General features: G+C 63.2%; 17 protein-coding genes. 3 read left to right on the top strand and 14 right to left on the bottom strand.

Annotation, left to right across the window (positions count from 1 at the left end):
• Window positions 1-7 precede the first annotated feature (7 nt).
• From AC1D0N_RS12680 to AC1D0N_RS12670, 3 genes are all read right to left on the bottom strand, one after another.
• Window positions 8-1,195 carry a PLP-dependent transferase gene (locus tag AC1D0N_RS12680; RefSeq protein WP_477244288.1) on the bottom strand — a complete coding sequence of 396 codons (1,188 nt, stop codon included), beginning with the start codon at window positions 1,193-1,195 and terminating at the stop codon, window positions 8-10.
• The gene (locus AC1D0N_RS12675; RefSeq protein ID WP_477244286.1) at window positions 1,192-1,923 is read right to left on the bottom strand and encodes a FadR/GntR family transcriptional regulator; all 732 of its coding nucleotides are present in this window, start codon (window positions 1,921-1,923) and stop codon (window positions 1,192-1,194) included. The genes AC1D0N_RS12680 and AC1D0N_RS12675 overlap by 4 nt, the downstream gene beginning before the upstream one ends.
• A gap of 122 nt (window positions 1,924-2,045) precedes the next feature.
• Entirely contained in the window at window positions 2,046-2,753 is a 708-nt protein-coding gene (locus tag AC1D0N_RS12670; RefSeq protein ID WP_477244284.1) for a DJ-1/PfpI family protein, read from the bottom strand.
• An 88-nt stretch (window positions 2,754-2,841) separates the two neighbouring features.
• On the opposite strand from AC1D0N_RS12670, the gene AC1D0N_RS12665 reads away from it, so the two are divergent.
• A complete protein-coding gene (locus AC1D0N_RS12665; protein WP_477244282.1) occupies window positions 2,842-3,789 on the top strand; it encodes a GlxA family transcriptional regulator in 948 nt (315 codons plus the stop codon).
• Window positions 3,790-3,818: 29 nt separating this feature from the next.
• Here the strand turns inward: AC1D0N_RS12665 and AC1D0N_RS12660 are convergent, their stop codons facing one another.
• A complete protein-coding gene (locus AC1D0N_RS12660) occupies window positions 3,819-4,397 on the bottom strand; it encodes a CatB-related O-acetyltransferase (RefSeq protein WP_477244280.1) in 579 nt (192 codons plus the stop codon).
• Between the two features lie 206 nt (window positions 4,398-4,603).
• Here AC1D0N_RS12660 and AC1D0N_RS12655 point away from each other — a divergent pair, with 206 nt between their 5' ends.
• Window positions 4,604-5,611 (top strand): dihydroxyacetone kinase subunit DhaK, encoded by a 1,008-nt coding sequence (locus tag AC1D0N_RS12655; RefSeq protein WP_477244278.1) that lies wholly within the window; start codon window positions 4,604-4,606, stop codon window positions 5,609-5,611.
• A 26-nt stretch (window positions 5,612-5,637) separates the two neighbouring features.
• A complete protein-coding gene (dhaL, locus tag AC1D0N_RS12650; protein WP_477244276.1) occupies window positions 5,638-6,279 on the top strand; it encodes a dihydroxyacetone kinase subunit DhaL in 642 nt (213 codons plus the stop codon).
• Between the two features lie 90 nt (window positions 6,280-6,369).
• Here dhaL and derI read toward each other — a convergent pair whose 3' ends face one another.
• The 10 genes from derI to AC1D0N_RS12600 form a co-directional block, all read right to left on the bottom strand.
• The gene (gene derI, locus AC1D0N_RS12645) at window positions 6,370-6,807 is read right to left on the bottom strand and encodes a D-erythrulose-4-phosphate isomerase (RefSeq protein ID WP_477244275.1); all 438 of its coding nucleotides are present in this window, start codon (window positions 6,805-6,807) and stop codon (window positions 6,370-6,372) included.
• 27 nt (window positions 6,808-6,834) lie between these two features.
• The gene (locus tag AC1D0N_RS12640) at window positions 6,835-7,602 is read right to left on the bottom strand and encodes a triose-phosphate isomerase (protein ID WP_477244273.1); all 768 of its coding nucleotides are present in this window, start codon (window positions 7,600-7,602) and stop codon (window positions 6,835-6,837) included.
• 77 nt (window positions 7,603-7,679) lie between these two features.
• The gene (locus tag AC1D0N_RS12635) at window positions 7,680-8,618 is read right to left on the bottom strand and encodes a sugar phosphate isomerase/epimerase family protein (RefSeq protein ID WP_477244272.1); all 939 of its coding nucleotides are present in this window, start codon (window positions 8,616-8,618) and stop codon (window positions 7,680-7,682) included.
• The gene (locus AC1D0N_RS12630; protein WP_477244270.1) at window positions 8,618-10,135 is read right to left on the bottom strand and encodes a glycerol-3-phosphate dehydrogenase; all 1,518 of its coding nucleotides are present in this window, start codon (window positions 10,133-10,135) and stop codon (window positions 8,618-8,620) included. The genes AC1D0N_RS12635 and AC1D0N_RS12630 overlap by 1 nt, the downstream gene beginning before the upstream one ends.
• Window positions 10,132-11,691, bottom strand: coding sequence for an FGGY family carbohydrate kinase (locus tag AC1D0N_RS12625; protein ID WP_477244268.1), 1,560 nt, complete (start codon window positions 11,689-11,691; stop codon window positions 10,132-10,134). Before AC1D0N_RS12625 ends, AC1D0N_RS12630 begins: the two co-directional genes overlap by 4 nt.
• A 109-nt stretch (window positions 11,692-11,800) precedes the next feature.
• Window positions 11,801-12,742 carry a substrate-binding domain-containing protein gene (locus tag AC1D0N_RS12620; protein WP_477244266.1) on the bottom strand — a complete coding sequence of 314 codons (942 nt, stop codon included), beginning with the start codon at window positions 12,740-12,742 and terminating at the stop codon, window positions 11,801-11,803.
• A gap of 37 nt (window positions 12,743-12,779) precedes the next feature.
• The gene (locus AC1D0N_RS12615; RefSeq protein WP_477244264.1) at window positions 12,780-13,913 is read right to left on the bottom strand and encodes an ABC transporter permease; all 1,134 of its coding nucleotides are present in this window, start codon (window positions 13,911-13,913) and stop codon (window positions 12,780-12,782) included.
• A 24-nt stretch (window positions 13,914-13,937) separates the two neighbouring features.
• Window positions 13,938-15,476: a sugar ABC transporter ATP-binding protein gene (locus tag AC1D0N_RS12610; RefSeq protein ID WP_477244262.1), complete on the bottom strand. Its 1,539-nt coding sequence runs from the start codon at window positions 15,474-15,476 to the stop codon at window positions 13,938-13,940.
• Window positions 15,473-16,120, bottom strand: coding sequence for a DUF2291 family protein (locus tag AC1D0N_RS12605; RefSeq protein ID WP_477244260.1), 648 nt, complete (start codon window positions 16,118-16,120; stop codon window positions 15,473-15,475). The genes AC1D0N_RS12610 and AC1D0N_RS12605 overlap by 4 nt, the downstream gene beginning before the upstream one ends.
• Window positions 16,121-16,153: 33 nt before the next feature.
• Window positions 16,154-17,176 (bottom strand): sugar-binding transcriptional regulator, encoded by a 1,023-nt coding sequence (locus AC1D0N_RS12600; protein ID WP_477244258.1) that lies wholly within the window; start codon window positions 17,174-17,176, stop codon window positions 16,154-16,156.
• Window positions 17,177-17,288: the final 112 nt, after the last annotated feature.

The raw sequence follows: 17,288 nt of genomic DNA, 5'->3' as shown, positions 1-17,288 counted from the left end.
GCTCCGTCTATTTTTTTGCTTTGTCGAAGGCCTGGGCGATGTCGGCCCACAGATCCTCGACACTTTCCAATCCGACGTTGAAGCGGATGGTTCGGGGGCTGACGCCGAAGCGCGCCATCGAATTCAGGCCCGGCGTTTGCTCGAGCGAGGCCTTTGCCGGAACGACCAGGCTCTCATGGCCGCCCCAGCTGACGCCGATGCGGAAGAACTTCAGCGCGTCGACGAAGGCCGGAATGTCGACATCCTCGGTCACCTCGAAGGAAAACAGCCCGGCATAGCCGGCCAGCGTCGCCTTGCCCGGATGGTTGGAATAGGCCGGGTGGTTGACGCGCTCGACCTGGCCATGCGCCTTCAGCCGTTCGGCGATGGTGAGCCCGCTCTTCATGTGATGCGGCAGCCTGAGCGGCAGCGTGCGCAGGCCGCGCAGCAGCAGCCACGCCTCGAACGGCGACAGCTTGCCGCCGAGCGAGGAATAGGTCTGCTCGTTGATGCGAGCGATATGGGCGGCCGAGCCGGCAACCACGCCGGCGACGGTATCGCTGTGACCGCCGAGATATTTCGAGGCCGAATGCAGCACGAGGTCGACGCCATGCGAGATCGGCTTCTGGAACACCGGCGTCGCCCAGGAATTGTCGATGCTGGTGATGATGCCTTGCTCCTTGGCCAGCCGCGTCAGATGCGCGATGTCCTGCAGCTCGAACATCATCGAGGTCGGGCTTTCCAGATAGAGCAGCTTGGCGCCGGGAAGTGCCGCCGCCACCGCGTCGGGGTCGGACCCGTCGACATAGTCGACCTTGATGTTGAGGCGCGGGAACAGCCGCTCGAACAGCCGGTAGGCGTCGCCATAGCAGTTGCGAACGGCAACGATGCGCTCGCCAGCGCCGACGAAAGCGAGCACCGTGGCGCTGATCGCTGCCATGCCGCTGGAAAAGCCTCGCGCCGCTTCAGCACCTTCGAGAGCAGCAACGCGCGCCTCGAATTCCATCACCGTCGGATTGTCGCCGCGCGAATAGATCGGCTGGCGCCGCCGGCCGGCAAAAGTGTCGGCCATCTCGGCGTAGTTGGCGAAAGTGAACAGCGAGGTCTGGTAGATCGGCGGCACCACCGCGCCGCCGGGGAATGGATCGTCATGCGCCAAAAGCGTCGCCGCTTCAGCGAGATAGTCCATTTGAAAACCGGTCGGGTGCTCGTTCATTTTCGGTCCGAAAGTTTGAGTTTGGCGGCGCCACGCTTCAGATCGTCCTCGACGGTGGCGATCAGCTTCAGCGCTTCGGCCCGGGCTCCCTCCGGGTCGTGCGCGGCGATGCAGTTGTACATGGTGCGATGGTAGGGAAAGCTGGCGTGGCCGAAATCGCGCACGCCGAGCGGATGCTCCCAGAAGCGGTGGAACAGTTCGTGCATGGCGGCGATGATCTGCTCGAACAGCGGATTGCCGCAGGCGCGATAGATCGACTGGTGGAACTCCCAGTCTTCCTCGGAAGACATGCCGGCCCTGGTGTGAAAAGCCTCTTCCATGATGTCGAGCTTGCGCTCGATCTCGGCGAGGTCTTCCTCGTCAGCGCGGATGGCGCAAAGCGCCGCGGCTTCCGCTTCCAGCGCGCGGCGGATTTCCAATGTCCGCATCAGGCCGGTGAAATCATTGCCGCCGGCGAGCGTCAGCGGCATGTGCAGCATGTCGAGCGAGACGGCCGCCTTGAGATAAGTGCCGCTGCCTTGCCGCCGCTCGACGAGGCCAAGCCCCTCCCAGCGCGTCAGCGCTTCGCGCACCGTGTTGCGGCTGACCTTGAGGCGCTCGGCGAGGATGCGTTCGGTCGGCAGTTTCTCGCCAGGCTCCAGCTGCTCCTGCATGACGAAGCCGGCCAACGCCTTCAGCACCGCATCGTCGCGGGCCGTCGTCTGGATGGGCGGAAGGAAATCGGTCACGCCGGCTGAGCCTAAAGTGGTTCAATGGTCCAACCAATTTCTGCACGGGCTGAGGGAGCGAGTCAACCGCCAAAATGAAGCAAGGTCGAATAGCGCGGAGATACGCCATTCGACCGTGCTGTTCAGCCGTGAGCGCGCGACGGCGCAGGATCCGCACTGGCGCTGCGCCAGCGCGCGAACATTTCTTCGCGAACCCGCCGCGAACCCGAGAGGCGCTCCTTTGCCTCCGCCAGCACAGTGGGCGAAGCCTCGGCAGGTGTGCCCGACTGGAAAGGAGGCGCCGGGGCATATTCGAGCGAGAGCTGCACGATCTCGGCTTCAGCCTGTCCGAGCAGTCTGGCGAGGAGGAGGAGGCCGAAGTCGATCCCCGAGGTGACACCGCCGGCGGTGATCAGATTTCCGTCCTCGACAATGCGCTCGTCGACAGGAATGGCGCCGAACTCGGCAAGGAAGTCATGCGCATACCAATGCGTCGTCGCCCTCTTGCCCCTCAGCAGCCCGGCCGCGCCGAGCACCAGGGCGCCGCTGCACACCGAAGTGACGTAGCGTGCATGTGCTGCACGCTCACGCACGAAATCAAGTACGGCCTGATCCTCCAGCAGCGCGTTGACGCCTCCTCCGCCTGGAATGCACAGCACGTCGAGAGGCGGGCAATCGCCGAAGGTCGTCGTCGGGTTGAGGGACAGTCGCGTCGACGACATCACCGGATTGCGATCCTTCCAGATCAACTCCACCTCGGCGCCCTTTGCCGAAGCCAGGACTTCATAAGGGCCGGTGAGGTCGAGCTGCTGGACATTGGGGAAGACAAGGATGCCGAAACGAAGGGTCATGGAAATCTCCACAGGTTGACTCCAGCCAATCTAAGGCATCATGTTTTGGCACGATCGCCAATCATCCCTCGTTTCAAGCCAAACCGCCATGCGCCGTATCGAAATCCTTGCCTATCCGGACGTCCAGCTCCTCGATGTCAGCGGGCCGCTTCAGGTTTTTGCCAGCGCCAACGACTTCAGGACTCAGGCCAACGAACCAGCTCCCTACGAGGTCGCGGTCGTCGCCGCCTCGCCGCGGATAAGGACATCGGCCGGTCTCGTGCTGGAGGCAGCGGCACTGCCGGCGCACGGACTAGAGATCGACACGCTGATCGTGCCCGGCGGATGGGGCGTCAACGCGGCCTGCGAGGACCCCGAGCTGATAGATTGGGTGACCGGCCGCTCGCGCGACGCCACGCGAACGGCCTCCGTCTGCAGCGGCGCCATGGTGCTGGCGACGGCAGGCCTCCTCGACGGCCGCCGCGCGGTTACCCATTGGGCACGTTGCGCCGAGTTCGCCCGGCGCTTTCCGGCGGTCCATCTCGAACCCGACCCGATCTTCATTCGTGACGGCAATGTCTGGACGTCCGCAGGCGTGACAGCGGGAATCGATCTCGCGCTTTCCTTCGTCGAGGCCGATCTTGGCCGGCATATGGCTCTTGCGGTGGCTCGCCAGTTGGTTGTCTTCCTGAAACGTCCCGGTGGCCAGGCGCAGTTCAGCCAGACCCTCAAGCTGCAGGATGGCGACGAGCGCTTCGACCGGCTGCATGGCTGGATCCTCGAAAATCTGGCGGGCGACCTCTCCCTGGCGCAGTTGGCCGACCACGCCAACATGAGCCCGCGCAGTTTCTCACGCCGCTATCACGAGGCCACAGGCCGGACTCCCGCCCGCGCGATCGAGGAAATCCGGATCGAGGCGGCGCGGCGGATGCTGGAGCGCGGCCAACCCGTCAACCAGACGGCCCGCCGCTGCGGCTTCGGCTCGGAAGAGACGATGCGGCGCGGCTTCCTGCGCGTCCTCGGCACGAACCCGCGCGATTATCGCGAGCGTTTTTAATACGTTAGCTGGCGATCCACGACTGCGCTTCAGCCGCCACCAAACCGGGCGACGAACTGTTCGGCCGGCAAGTCGAAGGCCGACTTTTCCTGCATCAGTCTTTCCAAGGGCCAGTCCCACCAGCGGATTTTCAGCATCGCCGCGATTGTCTCGTCGGAAAACCGCTTCCTGATGAACTTGGCCGGATTGCCGCCGACAATGGCGTAAGGCGGGACGTCCTTCGTCACCACACTGCCGGCAGCGACTACGGCACCGTCGCCGATGGTCACGCCGGACAGGATGATGGCATTGGTTCCGACCCAGACGTCGTGGCCGAGTTTGGTCGGACCGTTTGTTCGCAGATATTCGTAGGTCGATTTGGTTTTGAACAGCTGGTGTTGAAGCGCGTAGTTTGAGGCTGTCTCCGTCGGATGATTGGCCTGGCAGAAAAACCTGACGCCGGGCCCGATGGCGCAGAATGCGCCAATGTCGACCGGGGATTGTTCGCTGCAATTCACGAACGAGCCACCGCTAAGGCTTTTTGAGTATCGGCCAATTCTGGCGTGGCGCGGGATAGAATTGGGGTCGTCCTTCAACCCCAGCAATATTCGCAATCTCTTGAAAGCCATGTTTCAGGATCCCCACCCTTGGCACCGGATCGCCGGCATAAGAGAAATCCACAGCCTATGCACCAACGCAATCCTGATCTTGGCTGGAGGCGGGTGTTGGTGTGGTCTGGCACCATTTTGCCCGAACGACATAGCCAACCGGCCACATGTCTTTTCCTTTGACGACCGCAATGGCATGGTCGACTGGCACTTTGGGAGGACATTTGTTGAAAACCAAGAAACTCATCAACGACGGCGGCAAAGCGGTCGACGAGATGCTTGCCGGAATTCTCGCCGCACATCCAAGACATCTTCAGACTGTACCCGGCAGCCCACGCTCGATCATCGCCAGGAACGGTCCGCGCCCCGGCAAGGTTGGCCTGGTGATCGGTGGCGGCTCCGGCCATGAGCCGACCTTCCTTGGCTTTGTCGGCAAGGGCCTCGCCGACGCGGCGGCAATCGGCAACGTCTTTGCCTCCCCTCCTCCCGACCCGATCCTTGAATGCGCCAAGGCGGCAAGCGGCGGCGCCGGCGTGCTGTTCATGTATGGCAACTATGCCGGCGACGTCATGAATTTCGACATGGCGGCCGAAATGGCAGCCATGGACGACATCGAAGTGCGCACGGTACTGAGCACCGACGACGTCGCATCCGCGCCGCGCCGCGAAAGACACAAGCGTCGCGGCGTCGCCGGCAATTTCTTCATCTTCAAGGCAGCGGGTGCTGCTTGCGACCGTATGCTGTCTTTCGATGAATGCGAGCGCATCGCCACAAAGGCCAACGATCATACCTTCACCATGGGCGTGGCGCTTTCGCCTTGCTCGCTGCCGCAGACAAGGCGGCCGAATTTCGAGATCGGCGACGACGAAATGGAGATCGGCATGGGCATCCATGGCGAGCCCGGCGTCGCGCGCGGGCCGCTGAAAAGCGCCGACGAAGTCACCGACGAGATGCTCGACCATATTTTGCAGGAAATGGCGCCGTCGCGCGGCGACCGCGTCGCGATTCTCGTCAATTCGCTCGGGTCGACACCGCTGATGGAACTCTACATCATGAACCGGCGGCTGTCGCAAAGACTGGCCGATATCGGCGTCGGCGTCCACGCAACCTGGGTCGGCAATTACTGCACCTCGCTGGAGATGGCCGGCGCCTCGATCACGCTGCACCAGCTCGACGGCGAGTTGCAGACGATGCTGGACCACCCTTGCGACTGCGCCATGTTTCGCGCCGGGTAAACTTGGCCAAAGGCAAGGAACAAGAGATGACGACAATTGACAGCGCCCGCCTCGCCGGGATGTTCGCGGCCATCGCCGATGCCATGTCAGCCGACAGGGACCGTCTGTGCGCGCTTGACGGCGTGATCGGCGATGCCGACCACGGCATCGCCATGGAACTCGGATTTTGCGCGGCACGCGATGCGGTCGCGGATTTGGACGCCGCCACCACCGATCCGACCGCCTTGCTGAACACGGCAGCGAAGTCGTTCCTCAACGCCGTCGGCGCATCCTCGGGTCCGCTCTACGCCACCGCGTTCATGCGCGGGGCTGCAGCCGTGAAGGGCAAGACGACGCTCGACGAAGCCGACACCGTTGCCGTGTTCCAGGCGATGGCCAAAGGCATACAGGATCGCGGCAAGGCTGAAACAGGCGAAAAGACGATGATGGATGCCTGGGCGCCGGCCGCGACAGCGGCGGGCGAGGCGCTGGCAGCCGGCAAGGGTCTGGCTGGCAGTCTTGCGGCTGCGGTCGAGGCCGCAAGGGCCGGCGCAGAAGCGACCAAGGCGATGATCGCCACCAAGGGTCGGGCCTCCCGCCTTGGCGAACGCTCGCTTGGCCATATGGATCCAGGCGCTGCGTCCGCCGTAACCGTGATCGAGGCGATGCGGGCCGCCCTGACGAGCTAGACCATCTCTCTTCCCGAAGGCTTTCGGAAAAGGTCATGTTAAAACAATTGGATAGAGACTTACCTTGACTCTATCACGCAAGGCCCGTCTTCAGCGTTTCGCGTCGAGCCTGTCGATGGCATCCACGTTTCCTGCAGACGGGCCGTTCGGATCGAACTCCGAGGCCAGCCACGCGTCGGCGATCGATTTCGCCAGTTCAGGACCGATGACGCGGGCACCCATGGTGATGATCTGCGCATTATTCGACTTGGCGGCGCGCTCAGCCGAATAGGTGTCGTGGGTGAGCGCGGCGCGAATGCCCGGGACCTTGTTGGCCGAGATGCTGACGCCGATGCCGGTGCCGCAAAACAGGATGGCGCGGTCATAATTGCCGTCGACAATTTCGTGACCGACTGCGGCGGCGATATCGGCGTAGTAGCCGGCCTGGCTGAGATCGACGACCTGCAGCTCGGGCTTGGTGGCGAGATGCTTGGCGATGACATCGAGCAGCGGCTTGCCGGCGCTGTCGGCTCCGAGTGCGATCTTCATGGCAATAAACTCCTTCGTTTTTCGTGATCAGCGCGCGATGGCGGCCGACGCCTTTTTCAGAATGTCGATGTAGCCTTCCGCTTGCCATGCCGAGCGGCCGATGAAAAGGCCGTCGACATGCGGCTGGCCGATCAATTCAGCGGCATTGCCGGGATTGACGCTGCCGCCGTAAAGCACAAGCGGGGCGTCCGGCAACCGGCTTGCGGCGACCTGTTTGATCAGCGCCTGCTGCTTGTCGGCATAGTCGGCGCTGGCCGGAATGCCCTTCTCGCCGATCGCCCACACCGGCTCATAGGCAAAGAGGATTTCCGCCGACAATTCATTGTCCGCAAGGCCTTGCAGCGCGCTCAGAACCTGCGCAGTCAGGATCTCATCGGCGCGGCCGCTCTCGCGCTCGGCCAGCGTCTCGCCGACACAGATCAACGGCACGAAGCCGTGCCTGACTGCCGCCGCCGTTTTCAGTCCCACGGTCTTATCCGTCTCGCCAAAATGCTCGCGGCGCTCGCTGTGGCCGAGTTCGATCAGGTCGAGCCCGCAATCCCTCAGCATCACCGGCGAAATCTCGCCCGTCCAGGCGCCGGCATCGGCCCAGTGCATGTTCTGCGCCCCAACCTTGACGCGTGTGTTGGCGAGTGCCGCCTTGACCTGCCGCACGGCGGTGAATGGCGGAATGACGAAAGGCTGTATCGCCGGATCGAAGCTCGGCACGAAGGCCGCCAGCGCGTCGGCGAACTGCAACGCCTCCGCCAGCGTTTTGTTCATCTTCCAGCTGGTGCCGACCCAATATGGGGTCATTCTTCGTCTCCTTCGATCCGAAATTCGGATGATGCGTGTTTCCAGGCCGGCGCCGGCTTCGGGCCGGCGTTTTTGCCTCAGGCGCGAGGCTTGAGACTGTCGCGGCCGCTGTCGATGTAAGGCGCCCAGAAATCCACCGACTCGCGGATCATTGCAATGACCTGATGATCGACCGGTTCCCTCTCCCGGAACGAGAGCTCAAGGCAAATCTCATTGTCGGTTCCGCCACCCGCCCGCACCGTGTCGATCAGCTTCTGCGGAATGATGCGGCCATCCTTGTTGTAGGCGGCTGTGAACGGCCAGTGCCCGCCCTTGTTCATCGACGACTGCTTGATGTGAATGATCGGCGATTGCAACGGAAAGGCTTTCGCCCACGCATAGGGATCGGTGTCGTCAGGGTTGGGCGACGTCACGTCACCATGGTCGATGTCGACCATCATCTGCATCGGGATCGGCAGCCTCGCCGCATCGATGGCGCCCTGCAATTCGACGCAACTTTCGATCGTGTGGCCAAACTCGCGCCCCACCGACATCGGTTCCCAGAACAGGTAAGTCAGGCCCGCCGCCTTGGCGTGCTCGGCCACTTCGTGCCAGCATTCGAGCGCGATGTCGAGAAGGGCCGCACGCCTCTGCGGATCGTCAAAATCCTTGTAGGTGAATATGGCGAACTGCGTGCCCATGCTTGAAGCGCCAAGCTCGGCGGAAATGTCGGCGAAGGTTTTGAACCAGTCGACATAGTAGCGGCGCACATCCGCGTCCGGATGACCGAAATGGTTGAGTCGGCCATACGGCCCGGTCATCCCAGAGGTGATGCGCACGCCGGTCCGCGCCAGGGCGCTGTTGAACACGCGCAGGAACTTGGCAATCGTGGCCGCCGGCCAACCCGGATTGACGAATTCATGCGTCAGCTGCACGTCGCGGATGCCGATGCCATAAGCAATCGCATCGATCAGATCGTCGGGATCGGCGAAGCGATTGACCAGCGGGTTGGTGTTGAGGGAAAGCGTGAAGGCCATCAGTTTGCCGCCGCCATCATCTTGGTGCACCAGTCTTCGAATGTCTTCCGCTCGGCCGCACTGATATGCAGGCCGTGCTTGGTCCGGCGCTCGAGGACGTCGGCGGCGGTCATCGCCCATTCGGTCTCGAACAGGAAAGCCGCTTCCCGCTCGTAGAAATCCGGACCGAAACGGCGGCCAAGATCGGCTTCGCCTTTGACCCCTTTCAGCAAAGCGCGCGTGCGCGTGCCGTAGCTTCGCGCATAGTGCTTCACCAGCGACGGGCTAAGCCAGGAAAACTCGGCATGCAGATCGCCCAGGAACTGCTCGAAATCGGCGTTCGCCAGGTCGCCGCCCGGCAAGGGAATTTTGGCCGTCCAGGCTTTCTTCATCGTCGGAAAGAACGGCTGGATTTTTTCCAGCGCATGTTCGGACAGCTTGCGGAAGGTGGTGATCTTGCCGCCAAACACCGACAGCAGCGGCGCACCGCCATTCGGGGCATCGAGTTCAAAGATATAGTCGCGGGTCACCGCGCTTGGATTGTCGGCATTGTCGTCATAGAGCGGACGCACGCCCGAGAAACTGTAGACCACGTCCTGCGCGGTGAGCTGTCGCTTGAAGTAGCGATTGACCACCTTGATCAGATAGTCGATTTCGCCGGCCTCGGCTGCCACTTCCTCGGGCCTGCCCTCGTAGGGAATGTCGGTGGTGCCGATCAGCGCCAGATCGTTCTCATACGGGTTGACGAAGATCACCCGCTTGTCGTTGTTCTGGATCAGATAGGCCTGCCGTCCCTCCCAGAATTTGGGCACGACGATATGGCTGCCCTTTACCAGGCGAACGTTGCGGGTGGAATTTTGCCCAGCGACGCGGCTGACTATGTCATTGACCCACGGCCCCGCCGCATTGACCAGCCCTCGTGCGCGGATTTTCGTCACCGCACCGGTGCGGCCGTCCTGCATGTCGATCGACCACAGGCTGCCTTCGCGCCGGGCGGCAATACAGGCGGTGCGCGTGAACACTTTTGCGCCGCGCTGACTGGCGTCGAGCGCATTGAGCAGCACCAGGCGGGCATCATCGACCCAGCAGTCGGAATATTCGAAGCCGCGCTTGAATTCGTCCTTGATCGGCGCGCCTTCCGGCGCGGTCCGCAGGTTCAGAGTTCTTGTTCCGGGCAGCCGCTTGCGGCCGCCAAGGTGGTCGTAGAGAAACAGTCCGAGCCGAACCAGCCAGGCCGGCCTGTCTTCGGGGCTGTGCGGCAGAACGAAGCGCATCGGCCAGATGATGTGCGGCGCCGCCTCCAGCAACACCTCGCGTTCGATCAGCGCTTCGCGCACCAGCCGGAACTCGTAATATTCGAGATAGCGCAGGCCGCCATGCACCAGTTTGCCGGAGCGCGAACTGGTGCCTTGCGCCAGATCGTCCTTCTCGCACAGGATGACCGACAGTCCGCGGCCGGCGGCATCGCGCGCTATGCCGGCGCCGTTGACGCCGCCGCCAATCACGAAGAGATCGACAACATCAGACGTATCGCTCAAGACTTTGCTCCTGTGCGGTGCGCCATACTCTTCCACACGGGCCGCAGCGCCTGGCGCGCCGCGACGAAGGATGGAAACAGCGCATCGTAGGTGTGGGAAAGCGCCTCGTCATAGGCATCGCATTCGCCCAGCAGCGGCGTCACCCATTCGGCGCAACAATCATCCATGGAGCGATAGACGCCGAGCCCGACCGCGGCCATCATCGCGGCACCCGCAGCACCTGCCTCCTGGCGGCTGCTGGTTCTGACCTGCGCGCGGGTCGCTGCGGCGATGATACGGCGCAGCGATGGGCTGCGCGCCGCCCCACCCGACAGGCGGATTTCACCCGGCATCGTGCCCATCGCCTGGTAGCAATCGCGTGCCGCGAAGGCCAATCCCTCTAGAACCGCGCGCGCCAGATCGCCAAAGCCGTGCTTGACCGACAGGCCGATGAAGCCCGCGCGCGCATCGGGATCGACGAACGGGCCGCGTTCACCGGCGAGCGAGATGTAGGGCTGATAGACCAGCAATCCCGGCTCCGATCCTTCGACCCAGGCATCGAGTGCTTTCAACAGCTCGTCGCGCGAAGGTTTTGCGCCGCTGGCTGTCAACACGTCGCGCGCCAGGCCAAGCAGCCAGTCGATGTTGAGGGTCGCCGCCATATTGGATTGCAGTTGCGCATAAGCACCGGGAACAGGCATGGCGATCGTGTAGCCGGATGCATCGTCGTTGAGCACGACATCGTCGGCAGTGCGCGCCAGGCGCGTGTGGATGCCGGTCGAGCCGATGACGGTGCAGCCGACAGTGCCGCTCGGATCATAGAGGCCGGCGCCAAGCGCGGTGCTGACCATGTCGACATAACCCAGCACCACCGGCGTGCCCTCAAGCAGGCCGGTCTCTCCCGCTGCCGACACAGAGAGCGGATGATGGTCGGTCGTGCCTTCGAGCATGGGCGGCAACAGGCGCCGATGCGTCGTCAGATCGAGAATATCGAGCACCTCGTCGGAATAGCTGCGCGAGCGGAAATCGCCGAAGGTGAATGTGCCTTCCGAGGGATCGGTGGCGCGCTCGCCGGTCATCTTGAAATACAGCCAATCCTTGCAGTGAAAAGCAGTGGCGGCCTGCTCGAGGATTTCCGGGCTGTTCTTCTTCAGCCAACCGAGCTGAGCGCCTTGCTGACAGGCGTTGAGCCCGGTGCCGGTGATCTCGAACCGCGTGCGATCGCTGGCATCGGCGCGCATCTCGTCCACCAGATGCCCGGCGCGGGCGTCGAGCCAGAGCCAGGCGCGCCCGACCGGCATGCCGTCGCCATCGATCAGCCAGGTGCCGTCGCCCTGCCCGGTGATCGCCACCGCCGCGGTTCGCCGCGCGAGGTCGGGAACTTTCGTCGCCAGCTCGCGAACGGTCAGCACCATGTCGCGCCAGGTCTGATCCATGTCCTGCTCGGCGCCGCCGCCTTCCAGCGTGACGAAGCTGTTGCTCACCGACGCCATGGCGAGTTGCCGCCCCGAAAGATCGAAAGCGACCGATTTGATCACGGACGTTCCCGCGTCGATCCCGATCAGCAGGTCTTTCATGCGGCAAGTTCCGGATGGTTATGAAGGCAATTCACAAGCAGCAGTCTTTGTTGTCTGGAAGCCGTAGAAGAGGCAGGGAGTGTCCGCAAGGACACCCCCTGTGCAGGTTTTACTCCGACAGCACGAAGGGTGCGGTGTACTTGTCCACATTGTCCTTGGTGATGAGAAGGCAATCGAACAACTGCTTCTCGCTGGTAGCGCCGGTAGCGCCCGACTTGATGAACGAGTCGGCCTGCTGCACAGCCTTCCCCGAGAAGATGGCCACTGGCTGAAGCACAGTGTACTGCAGTTCGCCGGACTTGATGGCCGCAACCGCATCCGGCGAGCCGTCGAAGCCGCCGACCTTGATGCCAGCCAGCTTGCCGGCTTCTTTCAGCGCCGCAACCGCACCGAGCGCCATTTCGTCATTGCCGCTGATCACGGCGATGATGTCGGGATTGGCCTGCAGCATGCTCTGCATCTTGTCGTGGCCCTGGGTACGATCCCAGTTGGCGACCTGCGAAGCAGCCTTTTCGAGATCCGGATACTGGCTCAGCACGGTGGCGTAGCCGTTCGAGCGCGTCGCGGCATTGTTGTCCGACGGGGCGCCGAGCAGTTCGACATACTTGCCCTTTTCACCGACTGCCTGCACCCACTGCTGGGCACCGAGAGCTGCACCCTGCGCATTGTTGGAGACGAGCTGCCCCTTGGCGAGGCCTTCCTGGTTGATCTCGGCATTGACGAGGAAAACCGGGATGTTGGCGGCAATCGCCTTCTTCACCGCGCCGACCGAACCATCGGCATTGGCCGGGTCGAGGATGATCGCTACCGACTTGTTGGTGATGGCGGTGTCGATCAGATTGCTTTCCGTGTTGGTGTCGCCCTTATGGGCAGCGACATTGGCCGTATAGCCGAGCTTCTCGGCCTCGGCCTTGGCGACGTTGCCTTCGGTCAGCCAGTACGGGTTGGCCGGATCGTTGACGATGATCGAGATCAGGCCTGCGGCCGATGCGGCTGCGCTAAACCCAACCACCATTGCGGCAGCAAGCAAACTTCTAAGCACGATTTTCATGTACATTCCTCCAATGATTTACGCGGTGTTGCTCCAGTCACCTGGCACTCTTCCCTTGGGCAGGATTGGCCACTTCGGCCTTCCCCCGTTTCTGAGAAGTCGGTTGGCCGCCCGTCGAAGCTGGGAGCTTGCTACGGCGGCGATACTGAACGGCATTGAGGAGCACGGCGAGCACGATGACGGCGCCGGTGAACACTGTCTGCCAGTAGGATGAGATGCCGATGATCACCAGACCATCGGACAGGAAGCCGATGACGAAGGCGCCAAGCAGGGTGCCGCGGATATTGCCGCGTCCGCCGGTCAGCGCCGCACCGCCGATGACGACGGCGGCGATGGCCGTCAATTCGTAGGTGGTGCCTGCGGTCGGTCCGGCCGAGGTCAATTGCGAGGACAGGATCAGCCCGGCAATGGCGGCGCAAATGCCCGAAAGCACATAGACGGAAATCTGTACCGTCTTGACCGGAACGCCGGAGAGTTCGGCCGCGCGTTCATTGCCGCCCGAGGCGTAGAGCCAGCGCCCGAAGGCGGTGCGGTTCAAGACGATGCTGCCGATCAGCGCGATGACCGCCAGCACCACGACGCCGGTCGGCACGCCGAACAGGCGGTTGAAGCCGAGCGCGTCAAAACCGGTGTTGCCCAGTTCCGGCTTGCCGCCGAGATTGTTGTAGGTCAGGCCGCTGGTCATCAGCAGCGCCAGGCCGCGCGCCATGTACATGACGCCGAGCGTGGCGACGAAGGCCGGAACCTTGAACCGCGCGATCAGCACGCCATTGATCAAACCGACGACAGCACCCAGCATACAGGCGAGCACCGCGACCACCCAGACCGGCGGGTAGAGCACGACGCCCAGCCAGGTCAGCGTCACGCCCTGCATCAGAAAACCGGCGACGACGCCGGCGAGCCCCAGCGTCGAGCCCACTGACAGGTCGATGCCGCCATTGAGGATGACGAGCAGCATGCCGACGGCGAGAACCCCGAAGATGGCGACATGCGAGGCCATAGTCAGGAAATTCGCCACCGAGAGGTAGTAGGGCGAGAGGATCGAGAAGACGACGATGATGACGATCAGCGCAAAAAAGGCCCGGCCCTCGAGCAGCAGCTTGGCCACGTCGAAGCCCTCGCCGCCCGCGCTCGGACTGGACTGTTTGCTGGCCTGGCTGACATCGGTCATGATCGGGGCTCCGAAATTCTATGGTCAGGCGACCACGGCTTCGCCTGAGGCGGCCATGATCTGCTCTTTGGTGGCGTTCGCGCCGAATTCGGCTGAAATCTTGCCGCGCCGCATGACGACGATGCGGTGGGCGATGCTGAGGCACTCATTGACCTCAGAGGTCGAGAAAACGACCGCCAGGCCCTGCGCGACGCGCTCGCTGAGCAAGCGGAAGACCTCGGCCTTGGCGCCGACATCGATGCCGCGGCTCGGCTCGTCGAGAAGGATGACCTTGGGGTTGGTCGTCAGCATCTTGCCGATGACGACCTTCTGCTGATTGCCGCCCGACAGCGATCCGATCATGGCGTTGCCGCCGGCGGTCTTGATGGTCACCTTGCGGATCGAATCGTCGATCAGTGCGCGTTCCCTGGGCCGGGACAGGAACAGGCCTTTGGCGAATGCCTCGATGCTGGCAAGCGACAGATTGCGACCGACGGTCATGGTCTGGACCAGACCATCGCGCTGGCGGTCCTCGGGCACCAGCACAAGGCCTCTGGCGATACGCTGGGCAATGGACAGCCCCGAGACGTCCTCGCCTTCTAGCAGCGCCCGTCCTCCCGCCATCGGCACGCGTCCGGCGACAGATTCCAGCAACTCCGTGCGCCCGGCGCCCATCAGCCCATAGATGCAGACGATCTCGCCCGCTTTGACATCCAGCGACAGATGATCGACGACATAGCCTGAACCCGAAGCGTCGGTGACGCTGACATTCTCGATCGACAGCGCCACCTCGCCGAACGCATGGCCGGTTGGCGGAGAACCGAGGTCGAAATTCTCGCCCACCATGTTGCGGACGATCCATTCGAGGTCGATGTCCTTGGCTTCGGCCGTCGCCGTGATCGCACCGTCGCGCAGCACAACGGCATAGTCTGTGATCTGCAACGCCTCTTCGAGGTGATGCGATATGTAGACGATGGAAACGCCGCGGCTGGTCAGGTCGCGGATCACCTTGAACAGCACCTCCACCTCTGTGGCGCTGAGCGCCGAGGTCGGCTCGTCCATGATCAGGATGCGGGAATCGACCGACAGCGCACGAGCGATCTCGACGATCTGCTGCTGCCCGAGACGCAGATCCTCGACCAACGTCATCGGATCGATGTCTTCTTCGAGATCGGCCATCAGCGCCCGCGCCTGGCGCGACTCCTCGGCGAAGTCGAGGCCGGTTCTGGTGCGCAGTTCGCGACCCATGAAGATGTTGTCGCGGACGCTCAGATTCGGCGCCAGGCTCAGTTCCTGGTGGATGATCGAGATGCCGCGATCGCGCGCGTCCGACGACGAGGAAAAGCTGACGAGATTGCCATCGAGCACGATGTCGCCCGATGTCGGCGTCACCACGCCGGACAGGATCTTCATCAGCGTCGACTTGCCGGCGCCGTTCTCCCCGAACAGGGTCGTGACCTTGCCGCGATGGATGTCGAAATTCACGCCCTTAAGCGCGTGCACGCCGCCATACGACATGACGACATTGCGGGCCGAGAGCACGGCGTCGCCATTGGAGGGCCCTGTGCCGGAAGCCGAATTCATTTGACCTCCAGCCTCACCGGCGTGACCAGCCAGCTCTTCGGATTGACCAGCTTGAAAGCGCCGACCACCGTTATGGTCTTGCCGGTCAAGGCGCTGGTGTCTACTTTCGCCAGCACCTCCGTCTTCATCTCGTTGTTCAACGCCGAGCCGGCGTCCTGATACTCGATCTGGTTGGTGAACTGGCCGAAGGTGATCTTGCCGGTGGCGTCGCGAAGCTCGGTTCCGTTGATCGCCGGCCCGGTCTGCACGCGGACCGTCAACGTGTCCGGCAAACCGTCGACGGCGACTTTGTAGATGCCCGACTTTCCCTCGCCGACGACGCCGGTGAACTTGACCGAGATGACCGGTCCGACACCCGCAGGCACGCCATATTCCTTTTCGGCGGTCGCCCTGTCCTTGGCGATCGCCGTCGCCACCGTCGCGGCGTCGGCGGCGCGCGCCTCGACATCGGCCTGCACCTTGGGGAATTCCGACTTGCCATAGTCGGCGGCAGAAAAGACGGCATTGCGAACGTCGCCGGCGGATCCGATCTTGATCACCTTGGTGTCGAGCGCCATCGCACCGAGCAGAACCAGAACCGCGGCGCCGGCAAGTGCCCTGCGCACACCGGGCGAGACGGGTGCGGTTCCAGCCTTCGCGCTCATGATGCGACCACCCGGCAAGCGGTTTTTCCGTTGTCACGCATTCGTCGATCCTCCGTTCGCGCGGCGCTTCGTGGCACCGGCCGCATCGTCGAGCCGGCTTTGCTCGACCAGCGCGCGGGCCGTGCATTCGTCGGTGATCAGGCCGCTCAGATACCGGCTTTCGAGCACCGACTTGATGGCCCGCACCTTCACCTTGCCGCCGGCGACGGCGACAATCCTGCGGCCCTTCAACTGGTCGCGCGGAAGCGCCAGTATTCTTTCCGACAGCGCGGTTTCGACTGGGCGCCCCTTGTCGTCGAAGAAATGCGCCAGCAATTCACCGACGCCGCCGTCACGCTTGACCTCGTCGATTTCGGACGGCTCGATCATGCCGGTCGCGACCAGCGACGCCTCCCGCTCGGCCGTGCCTATTCCGACGAACATCAGGTCGGATCGGCTGGCGAGAGCGAAGACATCGCTGATGCCACGCTGCCCAAGCAGCACCTCACGGTCCTCGGCGGTGTTCGCGACAAAAGGCACCGGCATGACAAACGCCTGCGCGCCGGTCCGCTCGGCCAGGCGGTGCATGACGTCGTGCGGGTTGGCGGCGAATTTGCGCGTCACGCCGCCGAGCAGCGAAACGAAACGGATGTGGGCAGCAGTGGTGCGCGTCAGATACTCGACGCTGGCGGCAAGCGTGCGGCCATGGCCGACGCCGATCAGCATGTCTTCGCCGCGATCGATTTCGCGCTTGAGGAACTGGGCGCCGGCAATGCCGAGCCCCTTCAACGGCAACTCGTCCTGATCGAGATCGGGAACCACCTCGCAATAATCGAGCCCATAAGCGGCGGTGAGGCGCTGTTCCAGGTCGACGCATTCGGCGACGTCACCGTCGATGAACACCCTGACCAGACCTTCCTGGTTGGCCTTGGTGATGAGCCGGTGCGCCTTGAGGCTGGTCAGGCCAAGCCGCTTGGCCACCTGGGCCTGCGTCAGACCGCCGGCATAGTGAAGCCAGGCCGCGCGCGTGGCGAGGCTGGACTCATGGTCGCGGTTCGCGGCTCCACCGGATTTCAAGCCATCTCCTCCCCAGGATGATATTATTATCTTTGTGTGCAAAAATTTTCATACCTTTGCATCGCTGTCAATCCCTCCGCGGATGGTTGCCTCAGCCGACGGATCGACAGCC

The sequence above is a fragment of the Mesorhizobium sp. P2_E10 genome (genome assembly GCF_056404235.1).
The sequence above is the reverse complement of the archived record's forward strand: the minus strand, read 5'-3'. Positions and strand labels throughout refer to the sequence as shown.